The following is a 26,029-nucleotide window of genomic DNA, read 5'->3' as shown; positions in this document are numbered from 1 at the left end:
TCCGACACACGATGAAAAGATATAGCATTTATTTATTGGTTCTGAATGTCATTTGGTTTGCATCCTGCGACGACGAGTTCATGGATCGGTATCCGCAGACGTCTATCTCTCCCGAAGAGTTTTTCAAGACCGAAGAAGATCTTCGTTTGTATGTCAATGGCCTCTTGTCCCTTCCCGGCATGTTTGAATACCAGGCCGACCAAAGCAGCGACAACATGGCTACGACCGGGGCCATCGAAATCAAGAGCATGATGACCGGCTCTCCCAGTTCCCAGAACATCACAGGTGGATGGAATTGGGCCCGGCTTCGGAACATCAATTATTTTCTGGAAAACAGTCCCAATGCCGATGCCAGCCCGGAAGCCATCCAGCATTACGAAGGACTGGCCAGGTATTACCGAGCGGTGTTTTATTTCGGAATGGTCAAACGCTACTCCGATGTTCCCTGGTACGACCGACTTCTCAACCCGGCCGATGAGGAGTTGTTTAAGGGAAGGGATTCAAGAGAGACCGTGGTAAGCGGAATCGTGGAAGACCTGGAGTTTGCAGCACAGCACGTGCGGGAGGACGTACCCAGCGGTACGCCCGGCAACTGGGCGGTAAAAACCTTCTTTGCCCGGATGGCCTTGTACGAAGGTACCTTTCGCAAATACCACGACGAACTTGGCTTGCAGGGATCCGCTGAGGCCTTCCTAACCCGGGCAAGAGACCTGGCCCGGGAAATCATGGATTCCGGGAATTTCTCCCTGCACCAAACCGGAAATCCCGAAAGCGATTACCAGGCACTCTTTACCAGTCAGGAACTCGGCGGCAATAGTGAGGTGATTCTTTACAACCCGTACGACTTAAACAAAGACCGAAACAGTAACATCAATTATACCGTATTCGGAACCTACGAACAGTCGCCTTCCCGCGATCTGGTGCAAACCTACCTGATGCGCGACGGCTCCCGATTTACCGATCAGCCGGGCTACGAAACGCTGCCTTATGTCAGCGAGTTTCAAAACAGAGATCCGCGCTTATCGCAGACCCTGGTCTATCCGGGTTGGGTAAGGCAGCCAGAGCCTGCGGAATTTATCCCCATTTTGAACCGCAATTTTACCGGATACTTCCAGCAAAAAGGGTACAATAACACCACGGAAAACGTGGCGCTGGGAAGTTTGGATTTCCCCGTTTACCGCTATGCCGAAGTGTTGCTGACCTATGCGGAAGCCGCAGCCGAATTGGGCAGCCTGACACAGGCCGACCTGGACATGTCGGTAAACCTGCTGCGCCAACGGGCAGGAATGCCCGATTTGCAGCTAACGGAAGCCAATGCCCAGCCGGATCCTTTACTTGCCGAAAAATACCCACAGGTATCCGGACCCATGGCTGGCGTGATGCTGGAAATTCGCCGGGAACGACGGGTGGAATTTGCCATGGAGGGCTACCGCCACGACGACCTGATGCGTTGGTCGGCTGGAAAGCTACTGGAGCGAATTCCCAAAGGCATGTATTTTCCCGGACTCGGAAAATACGACATGACCGGAGACGGCGTGGAGGATATTATCCTGATCGATAAGGATGCGGATATTCCTGGTGATCCGGAAAAGGAAACCAATTCTCTGGGCAGGATGCTAATTTACTACCGCGCAGGAACGGTAGACGATAACGTAACCGTGTACCTGGAAAACGGATCGCAGGGAGGTACGCTGGTAACCGAGACCACGGAGCGAACCTTTGTCGAGCCAAAGTACTACTACCGTCCCATTCCCCTACAACAAGTTACCCTGAATCCGAATCTGGAACAGCTATTTGGATGGGAATAATCGGCATGTAACGTAATTTTAGACCAAGCTACCGGCTGTCTTCCGGTAGCTTGGTTTATTTTTAGTATCTCGACCGTAAAACACAAAGCACCTATGAAGAATAAATTGAATGCCTTTTCCCTCTTTTTTTTAGCCGGTTTCTTGCTGGCTTTTTCAGGCCGGGCGCAGGAAAAGAAGACCCTGTTTATTATTTTGGATGGAATCCAGCGCGAATTGCTGCTTAAAAACCCTACGCCCCATTTGGACCAGGTGATGGCCGAAGGGGGCTACTATCCGGCCCATGTTGGGGGAATGCGGGGCGGATATTCCGAGACCCCCACCGTCTCCGCTGTGGGGTACAACAGCCTGTTAACCGGCGTGTGGGTCAACAAACACAATGTCAGGGGAAACAGTATTCGCCGACCCAATTACCATTATTGGACGATTTTCCGGCATTTCAAGGAGGACTACCCCCATAAGACCACTGCCGTATACTCTACCTGGCTGGACAACCGGACCAAACTCGTTGGAGAGAATCTGGAGGCCACGGGCAGGCTGCAGTTGGATTACCATTTTGATGGGTTGGAAGTCGATACCCTGGGGATCCCCCATGACGAGCAAAGCGATTACATCCGGGAAATAGACCAACAAGTGGCTGCCTATGCGGCAAAGGATATCCGGGAAAAAGGGCCTGACCTGATCTGGGTATACCTGCAGCACACCGATGATATGGGGCACCGATACGGCGCCAGCCCCCAAATGGATAGCGCCATTCAGGAAGCCGACCGGCAAGTCGGGTTGATTTGGTCGGCCATTCGGGAACGCGAAAAAAATTATGGCGAAGACTGGCTGCTCCTCATTACCACAGACCATGGCAGGGGAGAAGGCGGCTTCCACCACGGCGGCCAAACCGAGGAAGAGCGGGCCACCTGGATCGTTTCTAACAAAGCGTTGAATGAAATCGCCTCCCAGACCCCCGGAATCGTGGATCTGTTTCCAACAATGGCGCACCACATGCACCTTTCCATTCCAAAAAACCAGGCAATGGAAGTTGATGGGGTGTCCCTTTTGGGCGAAGCCCATGCCTCGCACCTGTCGGGCAGCCTTTCCGGTAAAGACCTTTCCCTTCATTGGAAAAGTTACGGTAGTGGGAAAACAGGGCGCGTTTGGATCACGCCCACCAACCAGTTCCGCTACGGCAATTCCGATCTGTACCGGCTGTTGGGAGAGGTGCGTTTGGACAAAGAATCCGCCAATTTTGACCTGCAGGTAGTTCCCGATAACCTGAAGGTCGTGTTGGAATTACCTACCGGGTTTGTAAATGTTTGGGTAAAAAACACCGATTGACCTTTTCCTGGCCCCATTGGCTACCACTTGTGTAAATCTAATCATATCTTTGGCGTTTGAAGTCCTAACTTTGACTTTGAACGCCAGATTTGATGAATAGACTTGTATTAACTTACGTATTTCTTTTTTCGACTAATTTTATTGTTTTCGGGCAGGAAGCCGTACCGGACATGCATGCCGTGTTGGTAGATGAGCCAATTACCGTAGATGGACAATTAACCGAGAAAGTATGGCAGGAAGGAGGATGGATTGCCGATTTTATTCAGACCTTTCCGACAGATACCTTACCTGCGATCGGGAAAACCCAGGTGAAAATCGCTTACGACGATAAATTTCTCTACATCGCCGCGGTGATGCTTAGCCCGGAGCCCAGGGATTCCTACGTCAGTACCTCCTTGCGGCGCGACTACCGCGGCAATCAAAACGATGGAATCAGTTTCGTGATCGACACCTTCAATGACAAAACGAATGGCTATATCTTTGGCGTTAACCCCTATGGCGTACAACGGGAGGCCATGGTAGGTAATGGAGGCCTGCAACCGACCGATTTTAACCTTGCCTGGGACAACAAGTGGTATTCCGAGGCCGTAATTTTGGAGGATCGCTGGGTGGCAGAAATCGCCATTCCCTTCTCCACGCTGCGCTACAAGGATGCCACGGACAATTGGAACGTAAACGTATACCGCATCGATAGTAAGTATTCTGAAAAAACCACCTGGACACCCATACCCCGGAACTTCAACGTGACCCACATGGCTTTTTCCCGGAATTTGTACTTCCCGAAGCCCCTGCCCAAATCCGGGGGAAACTATTCCCTGATTCCCTATGCTGCCATGGTGACCTCCAACAATTCCCTCGAGGGCATTCGCGAACCATTGAAGCCCTCTTTTGGCGGGGATGCCAAAATTGGCCTGGGGCCGGCATTGAATCTGGATTTGACGGTAAACCCGGATTTTTCACAAGTGGAAGTGGACGAGCAAGTAACCAACCTGGACCGCTTCGAAATATTTTTCCCAGAGCGGCGACAGTTTTTTCTGGAAAACGCGGATCTTTTTGCCGATTTTGGAACGGACCGCATCCGGCCTTTTTTCTCCCGCCGGATTGGAGTTGATCGGGACGAATCCACCGGACAAAACGTGCAGAACCAGATTCTCTACGGTGCCCGGCTCAGCGGCAAGCTTACCGATGACTGGCGGGTAGGGGCCATGAACATGCAAACCGGAAGCGATCCCTTGCGAGGCATTACGGGAAAGAACTTTTCCGTAGCAGCGCTGCAGCGCAAAGTGTTTAACCGCTCTAATGTGGGCGTCATGCTGATCAACCGGGAGACCCTGGACATGGAAAAAACCAACCTGGTGAATGGGGATCATAACCGCCTGGCTGGGATTGATTACAACCTGTTTTCCAAAGACAACCGCTGGAGCGGGAAGTTTTTTTACCACCGTACCTTCGAAGAAGGCGTGGACGACGACACCGGTACCGGCCATGCCCAACTGGCGTTTAGCGACGTGAACTTCAATGCCGGACTGGCCTATTCCTACGTGGGAGAAAATTACAATCCCCTGGTAGGGTATACACCCCGTACGGGATACCAACGCATCGCCCCCGAGATCGGCTATACCTTTTTTCCCGATTCGGAGCAGGTCAACCGGCACGGACCGAGCATTGTCTCCGAAACCCTCTGGAATCCTGCGCTGGGCGTAACGGACGAACTGCATGCCTTGAATTACCTGGTGCAGTTTCATTCCTTTGCCGAGGTGACGCTAAGTGCCAACAACCAATACACCTACCTCTTTTTTCCCTTTGATCCCACCCGAACCGGCGGCGAACCGCTGGCGGAAGGGACGGCATACCGGTACAGCTACCTCGGAATCGATTTTCGCACCGATCCCAGAAAGGCACTGGCACTGCGGGGTACCGGACAGATCGGGCAGTACTACAGCGGAACCATGGCTAATTTTACAGGCATGGCCGAATGGCGCATCGGCTACCGGGCCAATATCACCATGAACCTTAGTTACAGCCGCATCCGGCTGCCCGAACCGCAGAACGATGCCGATCTTTTTCTGATTGGTCCCCGAATCGACCTTACCTTTACCCGGAGTCTATTTTGGACTACGTTTGTGCAGTACAACAATCAGATCGATAATATCAACATCAATACCCGGATTCAGTGGCGCTATGCGCCGGTCTCGGATCTATTTATGGTGTACACGGACAATTATTTCCCAGGAACCTTCGCTTCCAAACAGCGCGCCTTTGTGATGAAACTAAACTACTGGCTGAATCTGTAACTGAACTGGGTGAGAGCCAAGGTTTTGACTGGTGTACATTCGAACGGAGTGCCTACAAGGCGATCAATTCCCAATACTCCGTAAACTCGATGCGGTCTCCCGGAGCCATGCGGTAGCTGGGGCTGCAGGGCTCCATTTCGGCAAAGCGTCCATTGCTATAAAAAATACCCATCACGTGTTCACTGCCCGCATAGGATGCTTCCGGGAACACCGGGTAGCGCTTGATGAAAAGTAGGTTTTCCCATTGGTAGCCCATCCATCCCACGAGTGCATCGCTGCCTGCCTTGATGGTGGATCCCACGGCGTGGAAGTGCAGTACCTTTCCGCGAACCCATATCCGCTCGTCCGGTCCGGGTTCGGGGTTGATGCGGTTTGGTCCCCACTCAAACCGACCGTAGCCAGCGGCAAATCGGCTGTTTTCCGGATCTACCGGCAGCGTAAGAATTCCCCCCGGCTGCACCAGGGTGCGGCTCCAAAAGTGGCGGACCAACGTATCCTGGCTGATGTTCTCCGCCCGCTGGAAGATCTTCAGTTGACCGCCCTGGGGCGAAAGCGTGAGTATCCGCTCGCTGCGCAATCCCAGTTCCTCGTCCCGCATACTGCTTAGCACCAACCGATAAGGTCCCTCGATTCGGGCCTGCCAGGGACCCATCCAGGTGGCAGCATGGAGCTTTTGGGTGAGGGCTTCGGGTCCATAGTCCAGTCTTCCCCCGTCCGGGTCAAAGCGCTCCGCTTGCCATTCTTCGAAACGCTTTCCATCCTGCAGGGAATCCGCATAGAGGATGTTTTTACCGCCGATGCGGTAGGCCAATACCCGTCCACCCGTTTCTGCATGGATGATCAGGTCTACCGTTTCGTTGTACATGCGGTAGCAATTTGACCATCCCCGGAAGGAAACCCGTTCGATCCCTGAAAAAACAGGAAAGGAAAGCAAGGCCAGAAGGGGAAGGAGTAGGGCGATTCGTGCGGATTGCATGCGGTATACGTTGGGTTTTTGGTTTTCGTTCGCTGTACGAAATCTACTAAATTTTGCTGACTGGCGCTAACCGAACCTGAAAAAAGAGGAAAACGGCATCCTGATTTTCGGACAGGAGACATCCTCGATGTTGCGGCCGGAGCAGGTATTTCGCTCGGCTCCGGACGCCACCATTTGGATCGTTTTGCTGCAGCGAAGGGCGCAAACGGGCCTTTCGGTCCTGTTAAACAAGAAATAGAACTCCGGTTATTTCTTCTATCGGGACAGTTGGGCTTGATTACTTGTCCGGATTGATTAATTTAGGAACTAAAAGCAAGAGGGTAGTCAGTCACCCGTACGCTTAACCAAAACGCCTATGAAACGCATTGGAATCACAGGATTGCTACTGTTGGTATCCCTACTTACCATGCACTGCCAACCGAATACCGGTAAGAAACGCCTGGACTCACTTCCCCCGGCAGTACTGGAAACGATTGAAAAACGCATCGCAGACGGGATCACCCCGGGAATGGCCATTGCCCTGATCGATTCTTCCGGCACCACCTTTCATCATTTCGGGAAGACCGCTGCGGACGGCAGCCCGGTGGATGACTATACCATTTTTGAAATCGGGTCCATATCCAAGGTGTTTACCGGAATCTTGCTCGCCCAGCAGGTGCTGGATGGAGACATCAAGTTGGAAGATGAGGTCAATCGCTTTTTACCGGAGGGGGTAACAGCCGCTAAGAAGGGTGCCGCTGAGATTACCATTGGGCACCTGGCCGATCATACCTCCGGCTTTCCACGCATGCCGGATAATTTCACCCCGGCCAATCCCAACAATCCCTTTGCTGACTACACGGAGGACCAGATGTATGCGTTTATTTCCAGCTATGAGCCCACTCGGGAAGCAGGTGCTGCCTACGAGTATTCCAATTTTGCCCAAGGCCTGCTGGGGCACATCCTAGCGCAAAACAAAGACATGAGCTATGAGGATTTGATGGTACGGGTCATTGCCGATCCATTGGGCATGGAGGATACCCGAATCCGGCTCACCGACCGCATGCAGCAGCACCTGGCGCTTGGACACAGTGCGGGAGTAGTGGTCGAAAACTGGGACATTCCCACCCTGGCCGGTGCCGGTGCCATTCGAAGTTCCGCTGCCGATATGGCGAGGTTTATAGCGGCCAATTTGGGGTACATCGACAGCGATCTGTCGGCAGCGATGGAACTTTCCCACCAGGTGCGGCACCGCAAGGCCGGGGAGATGAACGTAGGTCTGGGTTGGCATATCAAGGAAGGGAAGGAAGGGGACGTTATCTGGCACAACGGGGGTACCGGGGGATACCGTACCTTTGTCGGATTTGTAGAAGAAACCGGAGTTGGGGTGGTCCTGCTTACCAATTCCTCTACTGGTTCGGATGATATTGGCTTTCACCTGCTCGATCCGGGTTCGGAATTGGCAGAACTCAAATCCGGCAATCAGGCCGTAGAGGTGGCTGAATCTACGCTGGATGAATACGTGGGTGTGTACGAGCTGGCCCCGGATTTTTCCATTACGATTAGCAGGGAGGGGACGCAGTTGTATTTGCAGGCCACCGCTCAGCCCCGGCTGGAACTCTATGCCGAAAGCGATTCCCTGTTTTACCTGACGGTGGTGGAGGCCAAGGTGTCCTTTGAACGGAAAAACGGTGTGGTAGAAAGCCTGGTTTTGTTTCAAGGAGGCCGCGAAACCCCGGGGAAGAAAGTGAAATAAATCGGTTTTGACATTGGATCGGCAACAATTCCCTCCGCTGCGTCGGAGAGTGTAGCGCCTGTGCCAACCAGTGTCGGGAAGCATTTTCTTTGAAAACTAATCTGTCTCGAAAAAAAGTTTAGGTTTAAACTTTATTCATTGTTAGTCCTACCACAAATTCCCATTTCCGTCCTGAAATCCCTCAGCCCCCTTTGCAAGGTGGAGTTGCGGAATTGCCGATTTGTTGCTGAAATTTGGTAATGTAATCGGGCTGGGGAAGGCAAGGCTTTTAAAGTAAGATACCGACCATTCAAACGTACACAAACCACCATTCCTTTCGTAACTCCACCGAGCCGATCAAGTTGCTGCCCGGTACGCGAATAAAAACCCAGGCATTGTTCGGCCCCAAGTCGGAAATGGCTTATATTTAAGAAAGTATACCGTATACATAAAATTAGCCGATTGAATCATGTGGAAAAAAGCCTTTGCGATCGTTTTTGTAGGAATTCTTACCCTTCCTTCCTTTTCTATCGCACAAATTCAAACCTCTCCATTCAAAAAGGGAGCCCTGCTGCAAATCGACCAAGGACAGGTAAACGACATCGTCTTTTCTGCCAAAACTGATCCCGATGATAATCCGTTTGACGCGACATTCGGGGCCATTTATACCGGACCCGATGGGCAGCTCCTGGACCTTGCCGGTTTTTACAATGGCGGAAACGAATGGATCAGCCGCTTTTCGGCTGCCGAGCAAGGCACCTGGCGCTTTGTCACGTACTCCTCCGAGCCCAAACTCAGCGGACTGACTGGCGAACTGCAGGTGTTGCCCAACTCCAGTCCCCGGCAAAAAGGAGCAGTAGGCATCGATCCGGAAAATCCCCAGGCCTTTGCCTATGCGAACGGCGATCCCCATTTTATGCTGGCCTTTGAACTGGATTGGTTGTTTGCCCTGGACTACGGCAACGAATCCGGCCTGCCCAAGACCGAGCAACTCCTGGATCAGGTAAAAAGAAACGGATTCAATCACGTGGTGGCAAATATCTACGCCTACGATGTGGGTTGGCGAGTGGCCGACGACGTGCCGGAAAAATACTTCTACGGCAAACCACCCTATACCGCCTGGGAAGGCAGCAACGATAACCCCGATTTTAGCCGCCTGAACCTGGACCTTTTTCAGCATTGGGACCGGGTGCTAGCCAGCATGCAAAGCAAAGGGTTGGATGCCCACTTGATGATCTATGTTTGGAACAAATTGGTCAACTGGCCTGAAATGTACTCCCATGGGGACAACCTGTATTTTGACTACATCATTCACCGCTACCAAGCCTTTTCCAACGTGATCTGGGACGTTTCCAAAGAAGCACTGGATTACGAGCGGGCCGATCCGCCCTACATTCAGGAACGGATTCGCCGGATTCGGGAAAAGGACCGATACAACCGATTGATCACGGTACACGATTACGAATTCAATTCCCGGTACGGGGAGCTGGTGGATTTTATTTCCATTCAGAGTTGGCGCTCCAATCTGTATTCCCTGATGCTGCAGGGAAGGGCGGTTCATGCCGCTAAGCCGGTGGTCAACATCGAACACGGGGGCTACGAAACCGGCCCCTATCGTACCTTTGTTGGGAATTACACCAGCCCGGAAACCTGCCTGGTGCGGACCTACGAATGCGTATTTGCCGGGGTGTACGGTTCCTATTACTGGCAGAACAGCTCCTGGAACATCGTGGTCCACGATCCTTTTGCGGAGGGGCAGGATTTTGAGCCGCCGCGGTTTGACTACTACAAGCACCTGGCCGGCCTGTTTACCCGATACAACTTCAACGAGCTGCAACCCAGCTATCCCAAGATTACCACCAACGGCCGTGTAGGAACGGACAACCTGGCCACCAATGGCTATGCGCTAAGCAACGGGGAGGGCTTGTACCTGATGTTTATTCCCAAAGACAGCGAGCGGGTCAATGCGGTGCTTCCCAAGCCGGCTAGTGGAAAGATGAAAATCACCTGGTTCAATATTTTTACAGGCGAGTACCGGGAGCAGGGCATTCGGAACTGGTCCGGCTGGATGGAGCTGATCAGCCCCTGGCAGTATACCGATTCGGTGGTCATTGTGGAGGAGGGGTGAAATGCTACTAATCAACACAAATGGCATTACCTTTTAAGGTGAAAAAATTTGACCGGATTCTTTTTAGAAATATAGTAGACGACAAAATTAGGATAGCATTGTTTTTGGTGCTGAAATGATGTAATTGTTGCATCAACAATTCTAGTAAAGAATAAAACCATGGCAAGACAGCGTATTTCTTTAACCAAACCAAACGACGATTGGCTCTAAGCCCAGGTCGATAGGGAAGAGTATTCCAGCAAAAGAGAGCTCGTCAACGATTTAATCCGGCAAGCACGTGCCCAATAAAGGCAGATAGACTGGATACGCAGGAAACTTATCAAAGCAGAACATAGTGGTTTTACAAACACGAGTCCCGAAGAAATCCTGGCACAATCAAAGAAAGAATTGGGCAATCAATAATGGGCCATTACAGACTTACTGAGGACGCCAAGGCGGATTTGATTCGTATTCATTACTATGGGGTTTTACGATTTGGTGAAACCCAGGCCGAAAAATAGTTTATGGCATTTTTTGACCAGTTTGATTTAATTGCTGACCAACCCTATCTATTTCCGAGCGTGGATTTTATCAGGGAAGGCTATAGACGTAGCGTTTGTGGAGCAGATAGTATCTATTTCAGAATTGAAAATAATGCGGTAGAAATCATGGCAATAATCGGTAGACTGGATCTTGATGGAAATTCAATTTAGTGCCAAAATTTTCTAAATCTTCACAATAGCAATTATTTGCGGTTTTCGTAAATCGATGCAGGTGATCAGTGGATTCGATATGCTTGCTGTTGGTGCAGAAAATTACAGAAAACGTTATATTTGTAGGTATGAGGCTAGATGAATCAAAAATAGAAAGCATCAAAGCATACTTAAAAACCCGACCGGTTTTGAAAGCATACCTGTTTGGTTCCTATGCACGAGGCCAGGCAGATCAGCATAGCGATATAGATATTTTGGTTGACTTGGATTACACGAAAAAGATAGGTTTGGAATTTATTCAGATGCAAATTGATCTCGAAAAGATATTGAATACAAAGGTCGATTTGGTTTCGTCAAACGGCTTGTCCAAGTATGTCAAACCTTACGTAGATCTTGAAAAAGAACTGATTTATGCGAAATAGGATAGGAGACAACGCTCGTTTGAACCACATCCTTGATGCCATTTCTGAAATAGAAACATATCTGCAAAATGCGGATTATGAAAAGTTCTTGAAGCATTCAATGATGCGATTTGCATGTATCAAGCAATTGGAGATCATAGGTGAGGCGAGCGTTCACATTTCTGAAGAAATCAAAATAAAATTCCGGGAGATTGAATGGGATCAGATAAAAGGCATGCGAAATAGCTATGTTCACGAGTATTTTGGGATTGATTCAAAACTGGTTTGGGAAATTATCAACGATGACCTACCTAAATTGAAGGCTAACGTCATCAACATACTTGTCCATCTTTCAGAAAACTTAGGCTTTTAATACTTCACGACTTCGCCGCTAATGATCAGGGCAATCGCCTCTTCGATTACTTCGTAGGGCGCAATAAACCATTCCCGGGGCGTGTACCGCTTACCCTGTCCATCAAAAACATCGATGTTTAAACAGGAGGAGCCAAAGAAGTTGTGGATCAGTTGCTCGAATTTCTTAAAAAACGTGGTATACGAACCCTCTTCAGAGGCGCAGGATTTTGAGCCTTTGCCATTTTACTACTGGAAGCACCTAGAAGGACTGTTTACTAAATACCATTTCAAGGTGATCGGCAATTTGCTGCTGAATTTATTGGCTGCGGTTTTGTCAATTTCTGAAGGAAGCCATAAAGAAATTAATTTGTCTTTCGTAACTTTAGAATACGGATAAATAACACAAAAAAAAACTGGGTGTTCGATTTGAGCTCTTGAATATATAAATGAGCCAAAATGAGATGATAGATTACAAGGAAATAATAAAACGTAACCCAAATAAAAGATTTGGAAAGCCATGCATACGTGATACCAGAATCACCGTATTTGATGTCCTTGGATGGTTAGCTGCCGGAATGACCCAGGATGAAATCGAGCATGACGTACACGTCACACGTCTGGATGATAATTATTGCGAGATTCAATGTGCCCACTAAAAAACAATTATAGCCACATTAAATTATTTCTGATTTCCCGGAACTTACAGTTGATGATAGTAAGGCCTGTCTTGCCTACGCAGCTGATAGAGAACATAAAATTAAGCTTACTTCTAGTGTGGACGCTCCCAGGGATTTCGATTATAAGTGACGTTGAAAATCTTGTTGCTGCCCTAAAATACGCACAATCAGTATCTTCGATTCGGAACGTACAAAAAAAATACTGTGGGCTTTGTAGTTATAGCGTTAAAGGTGTGTGGAAAATTCGGATGCATCTCGCCCAATTTCAGAACTAATAGCGATTTTTTCCAGGCAGTTGAACAACTCTTCAATATAAACAAGGGTTTGTTTTTCACCCCATTTCTCTAAAGAGTAGTCAGCAATAGCATCCACATCTTCGTCTGCCTTGACAGATAAAACGTAATTAGCCATGCCGGTTTACATCCGTTTTTCCCAACGCTCTTTTCTTGGCAAGTGTTACGATTTCTTCTGCGGTCCTGGCTTTAGGACTGACACCACTCTCGAGGCCTTCCTGAACAGCAGCTTTGGTAATCAAAAACGCCCTGTTGCGCTCTTCATCTTTCCGAACCAAATACCGTAGATATTCAGCTTCGGTTTTATACCCACCTTGTTTTACGGCAAAATCAATATACCGATCTAAGGTCTCGCCAAAATCGATTGTTTTTCTACCCATAACTGCTGTAGTTATGCTGTAAATTTAACATCATTTTTGTGTAATCCCAAGGAAGCCGAAAGATATGGGTTTATCGGAAGGTATGGAAACTAGCCTGTATTTGTGAGCTTCGTGTGCAAACGGGCCAGGGAGGGTAAAGCTTTTGAATTCCGTAAATCTCAACTTAACGTTTCGCTTCGGGAATGCAATATCCATTTGATTCGTTTTATTTTTTGGGGTATATTCACCAAAGGTTTTTTGGCTTTTGGATACGATAAATAGGAATGGAACACAAGCAGCAGCACTGGCATACACACAGCTACAAGCAGGTAGCAGAAGCGCTGCATACCAACACCGATCAGGGACTATCAACCGACGAGGTGCAAGCACGTTTGCAGCAGTACGGGGAAAACCGCATTACCACCAAAAAAAGCCAGAGCAGCATCGTTCGCTTTCTGCTCCAGTTTCACCAACCCCTGATTTATATTTTGCTGGGCGCTACAGCCCTTACCCTGCTTCTGGAAGAATACACGGATGCCGCTGTCATCTTTGCCGTGGTGTTGATCAACTCCATCATTGGCTACGTGCAGGAAACCAAAGCCCTGAAGGCCATCGATGCGCTGTCCAAAAGCATGAGCACCCGGGCCACCGTCATTCGTGACGGCAGGCAGTCAGAAATTAACAGCCTGGGCCTGGTACCCGGGGATGTTGTGTTGCTGCAGCCGGGGGATAAAATCCCCGCCGACCTGCGCCTCTTCGCCGTCAAAAACCTGCAGGTGGACGAATCGGCCCTGACCGGAGAGTCGGTGGCCACCGAAAAAAATCCGGAGACCACTAATGGGGATGCCCTGCTGGGGGATCGCCACAACATGGGCTTCGCCACCACGGTGGTGACCTACGGAACGGGAAAGGGCCTGGTGGTGGCTACCGGGGACCGCACAGAGGTAGGCAAGATCAACCAATCCATCGCTTCTGCGGAAGAACTGGATACCCCCCTGACCCTGAAAATCAAAAAATTCAGTCATACCTTACTTTGGGTCATTCTGAGCCTGGCCTTGTTGATACTTGCGCTGGCCTACCTGCGGGGAGAGAGCCTGGCAGATGCCTTTATGGTGGCCGTGGCGCTGATGGTGGGTGCCATACCCGAGGGCCTTCCGGCAGCGGTGACCATCATGCTAGCCATTGGCGTGGCCCAGATGGCCAAAAGGCGGGCCATTATCCGCAAACTGGTGGCCGTGGAAACCCTGGGCAGCGCCAACGTGATCTGCTCGGACAAAACCGGAACGCTCACGGAAAACCAAATGACGGTTCAAAAAATACTGGCCGGCGGGGAGGCTTTTGAGCTTACCGGGATAGGCTACAATCCGGAAGGAAACGTTCTTTTTAACGGGCAAGCGGTGGGCCTTTCCGAAAAGCCGGCCTTGCAGCAGGTGCTGACTGCAGGGCTGCTTTGTTCCAATAGTCGCATTGTGGAAGAAGGGGGGCGGTGGACAGCGGAAGGCGATCCTACCGAGGCAGCGCTGATCAGTGCCGCCGAAAAAGCAGGCATCACCCGGCAGCAAACCGATCCGCAATACCCCCGCCTGGACGAGGTTCCCTTCCAATCGGAAAACCAATACATGGGCAGCCTGCACCGGCACGAAGATCATACGGTGGTTTTCTTAAAGGGATCGGTGGAGTCGGTGCTCCGCTGTGCGGATCGGGCGCTGGACAAAACCGGCCAAATTGTCCCCATTGATTCAGCCGCCGTGCAGCGGGCAGCCGAGCAGTTGGCTGCGGAAGGCCTGCGGGTCCTGGCCTTTGCCTGTAAAACCAGCGATCCTGACCAACGGCAACTGGACCAGCAGGACCTGTCCGAAGGCATGGTCTTTACCGGACTTCAGGGCATGATTGATCCGCCGAGAAAAGAGGCGGTAGATGCCGTAGCTCTTTGTCAGCAGGCCGGTATACAGGTAAAAATGATCACCGGCGACCATGCCCTTACCGCAGCCAACATCGCCGAGCAACTGGGGATCCGTGGCCAAACCGAAAACGAAAGACTCCTGGCCTTTACCGGGCTGGAACTGCAGGGATTCTCGGACGAGCAATTGCAGGAAGTGGCCGGAGCGGTGGCGGTCTTTGCCCGGGTCAGCCCGGATCAGAAACTTCGGCTGGTAAAGGCCCTGCAGGCCAGTGGCAAGGTGGTGGCCATGACCGGTGATGGGGTAAATGACGGGCCGGCCTTAAAGCAAGCGAACATTGGCATCGCCATGGGCATTACAGGCACCGAAGTCGCCAAAGATGCTTCGGATATGCTGCTTACCGACGACAATTTCGCTTCCATAGAGGCCGCCGTGGAAGAGGGAAGGGGAGTCTTGGACAACCTGACCAAGTTTATTGTCTGGACCCTTCCGACAAACCTGGGAGAAGCCCTGGTCATCCTTGCGAGCATTGCCTTTACGACCCAATTGCCGTTAGCCCCGGTGCAGATTCTCTGGATCAACATGACCACCGCCGTGTTGCTTGGCTTGATGCTTACCTTCGAACCCAAGGAAAAGGGCATCATGGACCGACCTCCGGTTCCCTCGGGCAAGCCCATCCTTACCTTTCCCCTGATCATGCGGACCCTATTGGTCGGGACCTTGCTGATGCTCAGTTCGTTTTTGCTATTTCGTTACGAGTTATCCCTGGGGGCCAGCCTGGCCGAAGCCCAGACGGTGGCCACCACGGTATTTATTGTACTGGAAGGCTTCTACTTGTTCAACTGCCGCTCCCTACACCGGTCCGTTCGGGAAATCGGCTGGTTTTCCAATAAATGGGTGTATGTGGGCGCCTTCACCATGCTACTCCTGCAACTCGTATTCATTCATGCGCCGCTGATGAATACCTTGTTCCACTCGGCCCCTATTGGTCTGGACTCCTGGATACGGGTGCTGGGGGCAGGAATTGGCCTATTCCTATTGGTCTCCCTGGAAAAGACCATCCGCAGAAAATTTACCGAGTCGGATGGGTTCTGAGTCGAGCGATCGGTCCTTCCCCTCCCGGTCCGGCGCGTTAAGCTGCCCGTTCTCCGTCCACGTCCGACCACCGCAGTGGCGCAAGCGTCCAGAAAGGACACGCGAGGCAACCCAAAAAACGATCCTGCCAGCTTTTTGAAAAGCGAAAAAGCTGTATATTTAGGGCGTTAATTTTGACCGGTCCGATAACGCAATGAACCATCCGCTGCTGTTTTTTGTGCTGCTGCTACTTGCCCTTGGGTCCTGCGGCCCTGCAGAGAAAGGAAAAGAAAGGAAAACCGAAGCTGCGGCGACGCTGGACGAAAAACCTTTGCGAGCGCCTTATGCAGGGATGAAGTGGGAGAAAATTTCCGGGGCAGGCATGGAGTTTTGGGCGCAATAAAGCCCCGATCTACGGGTGGAAATCAGCGAAACCTTGCCCGGCGCATTTGTGGAGCGCGTGGAAAACGGGCAGCCGGTAGCACTGCAACGCGTCCTGCAGGTTTTTTCTCTTCCGAACGAAAAAATCGAGGACCTGTTGGACGTTTTGTCGGCGGATGAGGATTGGTCAAAAACGGAGTGCTGTGCTTTTGAAGCGATTGCATCCAACCGGGAGGGGGTGGATCGGTACGAGTTGCGCCCCACCGGAAAGGCCAGGCAGGCGTACGAGGAGCGGGCCTCGGTGGAACCCATCACCGAAACCTGTGCCGGCTGGGGAATGGGCAACAGCGGCATTCGGTATTTTGAAATTCACCGCTCAAATCCCGGCAAAGCCTTGTTTGTGGAAATCGGGCAGGAAGCGCCTTTGTTTGATGAAAACAGTATTTATTTGAAATAGGGAGCCAGCGAGCACCCGAGTAGCAGCGAATCGATCGAAACTAACTAACGAAAAAAAACGATGAAATTCAAATTTCTTTTGGGAGTCCTGATTGCTTTTTTAGTGGTGTCCTGCGGCAACGATACCGATCCCGACGACGGTCCGGCCACTGCGGCCGACATCGTAGGTTCGGTCAATTTATACGACGAGGGCACCAACTCTCTGGACAACGCCGGCATGCAAGTCAGCGTGGAAGGCACCTCACCACTTATTACCGCCACAACCGATGCCAATGGGCGCTTTGTGCTAGCTGATGTCCCTTTCGGAACCCATACCCTGGTGTACGAAAAAGCAGGGTATGGTACCTTTAAGAAATACGAGGTGGTTCACGAAAATACCGGACCGGTTACGGCTATCTCGGAAACACCCTCCCTGGGTCAACGCTCCACCACCGAGATTACCGCCCTGGCGGTTCAACTACAGGCTGGGGAGGTGACGCTGCAAATTACGACCGAACCGGCTGGAAATACGGCAAACCGTCGGTATGTCCGGTATTTTCTCGGCACCGAATCCAGCCTTGAGGTGGAAGACTATCAAGCATTTTCTCCGGTATTTGTAGCCCAGATCAACCCGTTTGAGCTTACATTGTCACAAAGCGACCTGCTTGATGCGGGGTTTGCTTCCGGACAAACGGTGTATGTTCGGGCTTATGGGGATTCATTTTGGAGCAATACCTACCTTGACCCGGACCAGGATCGTACGGTATTTCCAAATATCCACCCAAACGCTGCGGAGCCGGTATCATTTGTGATGCCCTAAGGATGGAGTATAGAAGGAGGGAGGAAAAGCTCGGTAGGCAGCCTATTTGACCTGAATGGCAAGCGCCTTCTCCCGGCCTTTTGCGGTCTGCCTGCTTAGACTATAAATGGGAAAGAACCCATTCCTGCTTTTGGCTGGGCTGGCAGCGGAAACATTTGAAACACAAATACCAATTGATATGGCTTTACCCACTATTTTCGACAAAGAAGTAACAGCGGAGCTGATCCGGCGCATTGACTCCCTGACACCCAGTACCCAGCCGCAATGGGGAAAAATGAATGTGGCCCAAATGCTGGCGCATTGCAACGTCACCTACGAAATGGCTTTCGAAAACAAGCATCCCAAACCGAATTTTTTTATGGGGTTGATCCTTAAAGCCTTTGTCAAAAAAATGGTGGTGAGCGAAACGCCCTACAAAAAAAATGTTCAAACGGCTCCGGCTTTTATCATAGCCGATGAACGAGATTTTGACGTGGAAAAGAAACGCCTGTTTCAGTACTTGCAAAAAACGGTGGAGTTGGGAGGAGTTCATTTCGACGGAAGGGAATCCCTTTCTTTCGGAAAGTTAACGAAAGAAGAATGGAACAATATGTTTTACAAACACTTGGACCATCATCTGAGGCAATTTGGGGTCTCTAAAGCGTAAAAATCGACCGTTCTAAATGGAATATGCTTGGATCCCATCCCATCCATCCCTGTTGACGTTTTCAACCTGAATTTCAAGCAGGTTTTTTAGAGCCAATTCATTAATGGGAATATTGGGTAAAAAAAAATGGAGTGCAATCGCACCCCATTTTAATGTAGATAGGAATTCACAGATTATTTTTTCCCAGCTGATCCGGGCTTCGTTAGGACGATATCGTCGTAATAGTAATCCTGGTCGTTTCCAAAATTAGGACTATTAAAGATGAATTCTAAATATTGAGTACTTGGAGAAAAAACGTTGTATCCCCTTTCATCTGCCACGAGTCGATTATTTATTCGCCACTTTAACGCCGAACCGTTTTCTGTTTTATGCAGTTGGGCGTCTATTGTTACCCAACCACCTACTTCAGCGTCAATGCTGAGCTGTTTGGGAAGACCTAGATATACCCATTTTGCTCCGCTAAAATCGCCGTCTTCGTTTGTTTCGTACACATAAAGCCTGAATCCGGCCGTTCCATCGGCATTTGCGTCACTGTCCTGGTACTACAATATTGGATAGGCACTAATGTTTCCGTATGCATTACCTAAAACAGGCCAAACACCAGTTTGTTGAGGAACTCCATCCGATTCCCAGGAAGGGTCGATATAGAGAGAATAGGAAAAAAAGGAATTTGCATCCGTGTTCCAGTAGGTGCCACCGGCATTTTGATATTTTTTTCCCTGATACCCATAAAAACCCGAGGTTGGACCTGTTTCACTGATATTGATACGCAGCCTCTCCTCGCCATCAAAGATATCCTGCGTAAAGGAAACGGGTGGGTAACCCAATGACGGATTGTACCTATCTTGCACCCAGCCGGCTGTTCCTGCGGTATTGTCAGCCACATCCGACGGGTCACTGAAATCTAGCGAGAACACCGAATTGGGGCCCGCAATTTTGCTCTCAATTAGAACCAATTTTTCTTGCGTTGGATCTTCAAACGTAGCCTCGCATGACGCTAACATTACAGCTACAACAGAGAAATAAGTTAGTTTTTTCATAGTACTGGGATTTAATTGTGATTGGATAAATTAATGGATTTTGGAATCTATTATTTTCATAGGCTTTTTTGATTGAAGTGACTGCTTTTACTTGTTTATACCTGGAAATAGTCTACATATACCGTTTGCTAAGAAATAATCGTCGCCTTCCTATCTATTTTCCGTTCGACTAATTCCCGCACAACGATTGTATTTCTTTTTGTGCTATCCGGTTCATTCAGATGGCCTGGTAGCTGCCGATCCCTGGTTTGTTCCCGTAGTCAGTCGACCATCACTTTAGATCTGTCGGTTTTGTGATCAAAATGACGAAGACTCCTTAATGACATCGACTTGGTATATGCGATCAACTCTTTTTCGTTTTCCCTTACACCGCAGTGAAATTTTCGTAAATCTTCGTTCACTTCGTTCATACGGCCTTTGGAAATATTGCACAAATACAATGTCTAAGAACAACAATTATTGTATAATAAAATAGGTATTTATACTATTTTATTACTTTAAATTACTCTAAAGAGATTTAAGTATAATTAATATTTGTTTTTTTTCTATTCAAACCAAATTAATGATTAAATAAGTAAAATGCAAATTGGTGTTCCATTAATTTTCAAAAAGGCCTTTTTTATGGTTGTATGCAACGGGACTAAATGTGGGCGTTTATAGAAAGTTGCTGGTTTGGATTGGCTGGGAGAATCTCAGCAGGGCATCTAATCCGGTAAAAAAGAACCGGACTGCCTTAGAAAAATTGGAATACCAAACCGCCAATCGGAATTTGGCCACCTCATCATTTTCATTGTGGTAGCTGCACTTGGCATTGCGGTAGCGTTGCTCCAGGGCATCAGGGAGTCCTTTTGGCTCTTTTTTCTGAATGTCGTACTGAACGGTTACCCCATCGCAGTGCAGCGGTATAACCGGCCAAGAGTGCGGCGTGTTTTGGCCTGAATCGAAAGGGGTCTGGAAATAACAAAAGTCCCGTTTTGCTCATTCAAACAAACCTTCTTGCTAAATTCCCTCATCCATCAACGGTTGTTTGTCCAATCACAACAAACGTGCGAAAAGATGTGTAGATTTTACGGGTTCATTTGAATAAGGGTGTTGCCAATCTGAATCAACCCTGTGCTATCATGATTGACCAGGTTAGGGCAATAGATAATCGAAGGCTTACCGAAAGGCTGGGTACATTACCAGACGAATTAGCGGTTCAGGTTAAGGAAACTATTCGCATTGTCCTTGATCTTGAATAAGAATACCTTCAACGTATTTTACAAAAAATCCGGCCGATCCGGTCCATCATAAGGTGCCGCTCCAACTTTTTCCCCTGAACCTCTGTCCACCTCCAAAAAATCGTGATCGTTCGCTTCGGGAGCCTGAATCAGGCCATAGTGCCGGCCCATCCAATAATCCCGGATAAAGCCTGTTGGCTCCATGATCAAGGTGCTGTTTCTACCTCCATCCAGGACAATTGCCCGTCGGGCGCCCCGCATGACGGTGGTTTCTCTTGGAGAGATGGCCTTCAGGCCGCCCTCATAGGAAGTATAGCCCGCTTCCACAAACAAATCGTCCCGGTGGGAATTGGCAAAATTGTGCTCCGTGCAATCGAGTGTCCACTCCCGCAAATGTTGCACGGCGGCCTCTAAATCGGCATCGTTGCCGGTCATGGCCGCGTAGGTAAAGTTAAACCAGGGGATCTGCTCCATGCGCTTGATTTCAAAAGTACGCTCCAGGCTTCTCAGGTAAAAGGAGCGGAGAATGGGATCCTTCTCGTAGCGCAGCAGGGTATTGTAGGCCTCAAAGGCCAGGTTGTCATCCCAGGGGGCAATCTGGGAAGGAGGGAAGGTGTTTTTCTGCTTGACGGTATTTTCTGCATAGCCCCAGTCCACCAACTGCTCGTATCCTTTTTTGAAGCGTTCTTCTCCGGTCAGGGCGTAGGTGGAGTAGGTAAACGCCAGCGCTTCCAGCCCGTTCACACCCCGGTCGGACCAGCCATAGGGGCGCAGCAGGTACTCAGGATTCCAGCGTCCCCAGCGGGTGGGTTGCCCATCCGCATCGATCAGCACCCAGCCGTTTTCCATGATGTAGCCGGCTATCCGGCGCATGTGTTCTTTGGCCAGTTCTTTTTCCTGCCCCTTGGCTGCCAGGTCGTGAAACAAGGCCACGCTATAGAAATGAGCGATGATTTCGTCGCTGGAAGCATCCCCTTTCCAGTACCAAAGGCTATCTGCCGTGGCGTTCCATTTGGCCGGAAGGCCGCCGGAACCCCGTTGCCCCATGGCGCCTTTATCTCCTTTGCGGGACCAGATGGAGCGGGCGATCAGTCCGTCAATGGGGGTGATTCGCTCCAGCCACAACATGGCCTGAAAGGAATTGACCGCTTCTTGGCGCGCCGTTTCCTCCCCGGTCACGGCGTATTTGTAGCTCATGGCCGAGAGGTAGGTGGCCGTATGGGCGCCGTCATTGTCGCTGATTTCGCGCACCCATTCGCCTTCGTATTGGTAGAGGGTGTGAATAAAGCCCATGCGTTTGTGTCCGTATTCCTCCAGCCATTGTTCGTAATGGTCGCTTTTCTTGCGCAGGGTAAATGGCTCGTAGCGAATAATGCCAATGCCGCCTTCGGTGGCCAGCAGCACTTCGTTTTCCCCCACCGCAATATCATTGACTTGGTTATCCGGCAGCCAGTGGTCGGCACCGAAATAGTGCCAGTCGTCTTCCAGCATCCGAACCGCCCCGCGGGTGGTGGCAATCCATACATCCCGGTCAAATCCCTGTGCCAGCTCCCGCGTATCTTCTACCGGCAGGCCGTCGGCCCCTTTGATTTGCTGCAGGGAAGCACCCCGCAGCACGCCCAAACCCCGGTCTGTGCTAACATATAGCCGACTTCCCAGGGACAGCAGGTCGTAGGTAGTTTTAGAAGGCAGATTGCCCCAATCAATGAGGTGTTCGTTGACCACCTTTCCAGAAAGCTGTACCAGTTTTCCAGGCCGGAGAATGTGCAAGGTACCGCTGTAACTGGCTATTGCCGTGATAGGCCCCAATTTTACCGGATCGGCCAGCAGCTGGGTACCGTCTTCCATCAGCATGGTCACATCGCTGGAAAGGTAGCCGCCATTCGGTTCAATGTTGGTTAATTTCCCCGTTTCGTGGACGTAAATGGCCTCCCGGGTAGCGGCATGGATTTTGCCCTGATGCAGGCAAACATCCACAAAACTGTCTTCACTGAGTTGTTCCCAGGAGTTGCCGCCAAAGCGGTACAACCCAGAGGCGGCGATGACCCAGGCGTCGGCACCAATCACTTCTAACTTCTGTATCCCCGCCGGGCTATCGGATACCGGCTGAAGGCTTCCTTCTTTCAGTTCCTGAAGTTTTCCATCCACCACGGCAAAGGAACGGCCCGCCAAAAGGGCTACCTGCGTCACGGCGGTGGGGGTATGAACTAATTCACTTTTTTCCTGAAGGAATACCTTGTCGGCTACCGGTTTCCAAAGCGTTTGCTGGGCGGCCAATGGCAAGCTCAGGACAGAAATAAGAAGTCCAAGCGTATAGAATTTTAGCGATTGAGTCATTTTTTAAACGGGTCTGCAGGATGTATGTTATATCCTATACCCGCCATGTCGAAAAAGGGCCATTGACCCACACGGATTCCTGATGAATGGTGCAACTGGAAGTATCCGATCCGCAAGAAGCTGGGGAAACTTTTCTTCGTTAGTAAGGGTGGGTGTTCTGGAAGGCTTTTGGGGTTTTTCCGAAGCGGTTTTTAAACGCGCGTATAAAATAGGTGACGTTATTGAAGCCGGACATAAAGCATACTTCCTGTACTTGCGAGACCCCTTGTTTCAGGTAATTGGCAGCCAGGGTCAGGCGCTGGTCCAGGATGTATTCCGAGGGACTGATGCCCAGTTCTTTTTTAAAAGACCGGGAAAAATGGGCTTTACTCATGCAGGCTTTTTCGCTGAGTTGGTCCACGCTAATCTCCTCCCGGATGTTGGTTTTGATGAAGTGCACCACGTGTGCGAGGCGGTTGGAATCCGAATGGCTGCGGTAGGTCTTTTCCAGCAAGTCCCGGGCCTGGGTTTGAGACAAGCGAATCAGCAGTTCTTTGAGGGCGAGGGAAGCGATCAGGTCTTTTTCCCGGGATCGTTCTTTCACGCCAATGTTGATAAATCGATTGATGACGGCGGACAAATCACGGGTATTGATCAAATGGAAGCAGTTGCTGTCCAATCCCCATTCCTGCTGCCAGATTTTGTCGGGAAATTTTTCATTGAGCAGGTGAAAGGTGTTTTCAATCATCTCCCTGGATATGGACAGGGCAATGCACTGGGTGGGATTGTCCCAGCGAGCTTCGGGAAAGTCGATCTTCATGCATTCTTCCGGCGGGACGATGACGGACTCCCCGGGCAGGTAGTCAAATCCCGGCTTGTCAAACAGGTGCATGACTTTTTTACCCTTGAGCATGGTGGTCAGCACCAGATCGCCGAAGCTCAGGTTGACGTTTGCGGCTTTTTGGTGGGTTTCGAAGATATTCAGCTCGCAATTGTCAAGCGTGTAGGTAGTGCGGTTTTCCACCAGGGATTTCAAATCCCGTTCGTCTCTCCAGGGAACAGGGGCAATTAGGGGTTTATTAGGCATTCTTTCGCATACTAAGGAAAACAAGGTAGGTAATTCGGAAATTTTTTCATAACAATTCTACCACAAATACCGTGTACCGAGGCAATTTTCCCTTGCATTTCGCATAGAAAGGGCCTGATTGATTCGATTTTACGTTCCCTGACTGAATTGCAGCCACTTGGTTGATGGGTAGAGGCCTTGGCCTGTTGCGCCGGCTGGGGATTCCTGCGATTACGCAACCGCATACCTGGGGAGATTTCCGTGGTAGAAAGGCTGGGGCCGGGCGGTCGGTCTGGCTCGCTGCAATCCCGGGCCTTTTCCTTTCAGTCCGGCCAGGTGTTTCTCCGACGCAGGACGGTACCAAACACCATTTTTCGAGGCTAGCCAAATGCGTTTTGCCCCTTGCCTGCGTCTCGGTGCATCCCGCTTTGCCTGGGATTGGGATGCGCTTCTCTAAACCTTGGATTAATTCCGGTAGGGAACGCGTACAAACTCAGATTAGGTGGATAGTTTGCTGCATTAGGTGGATTTTTTAGAAAAATTGTTGCTGAAATTTGACAGGTAATCAATTAACACGAGTATGTCAACAATAACAGTATCCCAATCCAAGCCTGTAGACAGGCCTTCGATTAAAGAAAAATACGATCATTTCATCGGTGGTGCATGGGTAGCTCCCTCCTCCGGCGAATATTTTGAAAATACCTCTCCCGTGGATGGGAAGGTATTGTCCAGCGCAGCCCGCGGAAATCGGGCGGATGTGGAAAAGGCATTGGATGCGGCCCATCAGGCCTTCCCTTCCTGGTCCAAAACGTCCGCGGCCGAACGAAGCAGGGTGCTAAACAAGGTGGCGGACATCATCGAGGCCAACCTGGAAATGCTTGCCCGTGTGGAAACTCTGGACAATGGCAAAGCACTGCGTGAGACGCGTGCTGCGGATTTGCCGTTGGTGATCGATCATTTCCGGTATTTTGCCGGAGTGATCCGTGCCGACGAAAGCACCATTTCGGAGCACGACGAGCACACGGTGAGCATTGCACTGCACGAGCCGCTAGGGGTGGTGGGGCAAATCATTCCCTGGAACTTCCCCTTGCTAATGGCGACCTGGAAAATCGCGCCGGCGCTGGCTGCCGGTTGCTGTACCGTGGTAAAGCCGGCCGAGCAGACGCCAACCAGCATTATGGTCTTGATGGAACTGATTGGTGAAGTGCTGCCTCCGGGCGTGTTGAACGTGGTGACCGGATTCGGTCCGGAGGCTGGAAAACCGCTGGCGACATCTACCCGGGTGGCCAAGGTAGCCTTTACGGGAGAAACAACCACCGGACGCCTGATCATGCAATATGCCTCCGAAAACCTCATTCCCGTGACTATGGAATTGGGCGGAAAATCACCCAATATCTTTATGAAATCGGTGGCCGATGCAGACGATGCCTTTTTCGACAAGGCGGTGGAAGGAGCCGTGATGTTTGCGCTGAATCAGGGCGAAGTCTGTACCTGTCCTTCCCGAATCCTGGTTCACGAGGACATTTACGAAATCTTTATGGAGAAAGTAGTGGAGCGCACCAAAGCCATCAAAATGGGGCATCCCCTTGCCGAGGACACCATGATGGGTGCCCAGGCCTCCAACGACCAGTTCGAGAAAATCCTTTCGTACCTGGATATTGGCAAGCAGGAAGGGGCCGAAGTACTCTGCGGCGGAGACAAGGCCAGCCTCAATTCCGGTTTGGAAAACGGCTTTTACATCCAGCCGACCATCTTTAAGGGCCACAACAAGATGCGGATCTTTCAGGAGGAAATATTCGGTCCGGTTACATCCGTGACTACGTTTAAGACTACCGAGGAGGCCATCGAAATTGCCAACGACACCATGTACGGGCTTGGGGCAGGACTTTGGTCCCGCGATGCCCACGAGCTGTATCAGGTGCCTCGGGCGATCAAAGCTGGCCGCGTTTGGGTCAATTGTTACCATGCCTACCCGGCGCACGCGCCATTCGGGGGGTACAAAAAGTCCGGCTTTGGACGGGAAAACCACCTGATGATGCTGGACCACTACCGGCAAACCAAGAACATGCTTATTTCGTACGATAAGAATAAGTTGGGTTTCTTTTAAC

Annotated in this window: 23 protein-coding genes and 1 pseudogene; 17 read left to right on the top strand and 7 right to left on the bottom strand. The window is 50.5% G+C overall.

What is annotated here, in order from left to right; translation table 11 throughout:
• Positions 1 to 11: 11 nt before the first annotated feature.
• From GCU44_RS14970 to GCU44_RS14960, 3 genes are all read left to right on the top strand, one after another.
• Positions 12 to 1,808 carry a RagB/SusD family nutrient uptake outer membrane protein gene (locus GCU44_RS14970; protein WP_154857251.1) on the top strand — a complete coding sequence of 599 codons (1,797 nt, stop codon included), beginning with the start codon at positions 12 to 14 and terminating at the stop codon, positions 1,806 to 1,808.
• A gap of 93 nt (positions 1,809 to 1,901) precedes the next feature.
• Positions 1,902 to 3,134 (top strand): alkaline phosphatase family protein, encoded by a 1,233-nt coding sequence (locus GCU44_RS14965; RefSeq protein WP_154857249.1) that lies wholly within the window; start codon positions 1,902 to 1,904, stop codon positions 3,132 to 3,134.
• A gap of 92 nt (positions 3,135 to 3,226) precedes the next feature.
• Entirely contained in the window at positions 3,227 to 5,428 is a 2,202-nt protein-coding gene (locus GCU44_RS14960) for a DUF5916 domain-containing protein (RefSeq protein ID WP_154857247.1), read from the top strand.
• A gap of 52 nt (positions 5,429 to 5,480) precedes the next feature.
• Here the strand turns inward: GCU44_RS14960 and GCU44_RS14955 are convergent, their stop codons facing one another.
• Positions 5,481 to 6,404, bottom strand: a complete 924-nt coding sequence (locus tag GCU44_RS14955; protein WP_154857245.1) for a hypothetical protein — start codon at positions 6,402 to 6,404, stop codon at positions 5,481 to 5,483.
• A 355-nt stretch (positions 6,405 to 6,759) separates the two neighbouring features.
• Here GCU44_RS14955 and GCU44_RS14950 point away from each other — a divergent pair, with 355 nt between their 5' ends.
• From GCU44_RS14950 to GCU44_RS23285, 6 genes are all read left to right on the top strand, one after another.
• On the top strand, positions 6,760 to 8,139 hold the full coding sequence (locus GCU44_RS14950; RefSeq protein WP_154857244.1) for a serine hydrolase: 1,380 nt from the start codon (positions 6,760 to 6,762) through the stop codon (positions 8,137 to 8,139).
• A gap of 448 nt (positions 8,140 to 8,587) precedes the next feature.
• Positions 8,588 to 10,246 carry an apiosidase-like domain-containing protein gene (locus tag GCU44_RS14945; RefSeq protein WP_154857242.1) on the top strand — a complete coding sequence of 553 codons (1,659 nt, stop codon included), beginning with the start codon at positions 8,588 to 8,590 and terminating at the stop codon, positions 10,244 to 10,246.
• A 503-nt stretch (positions 10,247 to 10,749) separates the two neighbouring features.
• Positions 10,750 to 10,938, top strand: coding sequence for a type II toxin-antitoxin system RelE/ParE family toxin (locus tag GCU44_RS23210; RefSeq protein WP_206670844.1), 189 nt, complete (start codon positions 10,750 to 10,752; stop codon positions 10,936 to 10,938).
• Between the two features lie 128 nt (positions 10,939 to 11,066).
• Positions 11,067 to 11,360, top strand: coding sequence for a nucleotidyltransferase family protein (locus GCU44_RS14930; RefSeq protein WP_092177646.1), 294 nt, complete (start codon positions 11,067 to 11,069; stop codon positions 11,358 to 11,360).
• The gene (locus GCU44_RS14925; RefSeq protein WP_154857240.1) at positions 11,350 to 11,712 is read left to right on the top strand and encodes a HepT-like ribonuclease domain-containing protein; all 363 of its coding nucleotides are present in this window, start codon (positions 11,350 to 11,352) and stop codon (positions 11,710 to 11,712) included. The genes GCU44_RS14930 and GCU44_RS14925 overlap by 11 nt, the downstream gene beginning before the upstream one ends.
• Before the next feature lie 427 nt (positions 11,713 to 12,139).
• Positions 12,140 to 12,349: a DUF433 domain-containing protein gene (locus GCU44_RS23285; protein ID WP_317175341.1), complete on the top strand. Its 210-nt coding sequence runs from the start codon at positions 12,140 to 12,142 to the stop codon at positions 12,347 to 12,349.
• A 246-nt stretch (positions 12,350 to 12,595) separates the two neighbouring features.
• Here the strand turns inward: GCU44_RS23285 and GCU44_RS14910 are convergent, their stop codons facing one another.
• Both GCU44_RS14910 and GCU44_RS14905 read right to left on the bottom strand, forming a co-directional pair.
• A complete protein-coding gene (locus GCU44_RS14910) occupies positions 12,596 to 12,781 on the bottom strand; it encodes a type II toxin-antitoxin system RelE/ParE family toxin (protein ID WP_154857238.1) in 186 nt (61 codons plus the stop codon).
• Positions 12,774 to 13,043 carry a ribbon-helix-helix domain-containing protein gene (locus tag GCU44_RS14905; RefSeq protein WP_154857236.1) on the bottom strand — a complete coding sequence of 90 codons (270 nt, stop codon included), beginning with the start codon at positions 13,041 to 13,043 and terminating at the stop codon, positions 12,774 to 12,776. The genes GCU44_RS14910 and GCU44_RS14905 overlap by 8 nt, the downstream gene beginning before the upstream one ends.
• A gap of 263 nt (positions 13,044 to 13,306) precedes the next feature.
• On the opposite strand from GCU44_RS14905, the gene GCU44_RS14900 reads away from it, so the two are divergent.
• From GCU44_RS14900 to GCU44_RS14880, 5 genes are all read left to right on the top strand, one after another.
• Positions 13,307 to 16,018, top strand: coding sequence for a cation-transporting P-type ATPase (locus GCU44_RS14900; protein ID WP_154857234.1), 2,712 nt, complete (start codon positions 13,307 to 13,309; stop codon positions 16,016 to 16,018).
• A 193-nt stretch (positions 16,019 to 16,211) separates the two neighbouring features.
• Complete coding sequence (locus tag GCU44_RS14895) at positions 16,212 to 16,400, top strand: hypothetical protein (RefSeq protein ID WP_154857232.1); 189 nt, start codon at positions 16,212 to 16,214, stop codon at positions 16,398 to 16,400.
• A gap of 15 nt (positions 16,401 to 16,415) precedes the next feature.
• Positions 16,416 to 16,835, top strand: a complete 420-nt coding sequence (locus GCU44_RS14890) for a hypothetical protein (RefSeq protein ID WP_154857230.1) — start codon at positions 16,416 to 16,418, stop codon at positions 16,833 to 16,835.
• A 60-nt stretch (positions 16,836 to 16,895) separates the two neighbouring features.
• A complete protein-coding gene (locus GCU44_RS14885; RefSeq protein ID WP_154857229.1) occupies positions 16,896 to 17,633 on the top strand; it encodes a carboxypeptidase-like regulatory domain-containing protein in 738 nt (245 codons plus the stop codon).
• Between the two features lie 178 nt (positions 17,634 to 17,811).
• Positions 17,812 to 18,279, top strand: coding sequence for a DUF1569 domain-containing protein (locus GCU44_RS14880; RefSeq protein ID WP_154857227.1), 468 nt, complete (start codon positions 17,812 to 17,814; stop codon positions 18,277 to 18,279).
• A gap of 173 nt (positions 18,280 to 18,452) precedes the next feature.
• Here GCU44_RS14880 and GCU44_RS23205 read toward each other — a convergent pair whose 3' ends face one another.
• Both GCU44_RS23205 and GCU44_RS23200 read right to left on the bottom strand, forming a co-directional pair.
• Positions 18,453 to 18,770, bottom strand: coding sequence for a hypothetical protein (locus tag GCU44_RS23205; protein WP_206670843.1), 318 nt, complete (start codon positions 18,768 to 18,770; stop codon positions 18,453 to 18,455).
• A 51-nt stretch (positions 18,771 to 18,821) separates the two neighbouring features.
• On the bottom strand, positions 18,822 to 19,319 hold the full coding sequence (locus GCU44_RS23200; RefSeq protein ID WP_206670842.1) for a hypothetical protein: 498 nt from the start codon (positions 19,317 to 19,319) through the stop codon (positions 18,822 to 18,824).
• 732 nt (positions 19,320 to 20,051) lie between these two features.
• Between GCU44_RS23200 and GCU44_RS23500 the strand changes: the two are divergent.
• Positions 20,052 to 20,258: pseudogene (locus tag GCU44_RS23500) on the top strand (glycosyl-4,4'-diaponeurosporenoate acyltransferase CrtO family protein); the annotation flags it as partial.
• 140 nt (positions 20,259 to 20,398) lie between these two features.
• Complete coding sequence (locus GCU44_RS23280; protein ID WP_262885322.1) at positions 20,399 to 20,560, top strand: type II toxin-antitoxin system PemK/MazF family toxin; 162 nt, start codon at positions 20,399 to 20,401, stop codon at positions 20,558 to 20,560.
• A gap of 18 nt (positions 20,561 to 20,578) precedes the next feature.
• On the opposite strand, the gene GCU44_RS14865 is transcribed toward GCU44_RS23280, so the two are convergent.
• The gene (locus GCU44_RS14865; RefSeq protein ID WP_154857225.1) at positions 20,579 to 22,876 is read right to left on the bottom strand and encodes a hypothetical protein; all 2,298 of its coding nucleotides are present in this window, start codon (positions 22,874 to 22,876) and stop codon (positions 20,579 to 20,581) included.
• Between the two features lie 139 nt (positions 22,877 to 23,015).
• Positions 23,016 to 23,942, bottom strand: a complete 927-nt coding sequence (locus GCU44_RS14860; RefSeq protein ID WP_154857223.1) for an AraC family transcriptional regulator — start codon at positions 23,940 to 23,942, stop codon at positions 23,016 to 23,018.
• 559 nt (positions 23,943 to 24,501) lie between these two features.
• Here GCU44_RS14860 and GCU44_RS14855 point away from each other — a divergent pair.
• Positions 24,502 to 26,028, top strand: coding sequence for an aldehyde dehydrogenase family protein (locus tag GCU44_RS14855; RefSeq protein WP_154857221.1), 1,527 nt, complete (start codon positions 24,502 to 24,504; stop codon positions 26,026 to 26,028).
• Position 26,029: the final 1 nt, after the last annotated feature.

The organism is Cyclobacterium xiamenense (assembly GCF_009467825.1).
GTDB classification, from domain to species: domain Bacteria; phylum Bacteroidota; class Bacteroidia; order Cytophagales; family Cyclobacteriaceae; genus Cyclobacterium; species Cyclobacterium xiamenense.
Note: the sequence above shows the minus strand (reverse complement) of the source record. Positions and strands in the feature narration are given on the sequence as shown.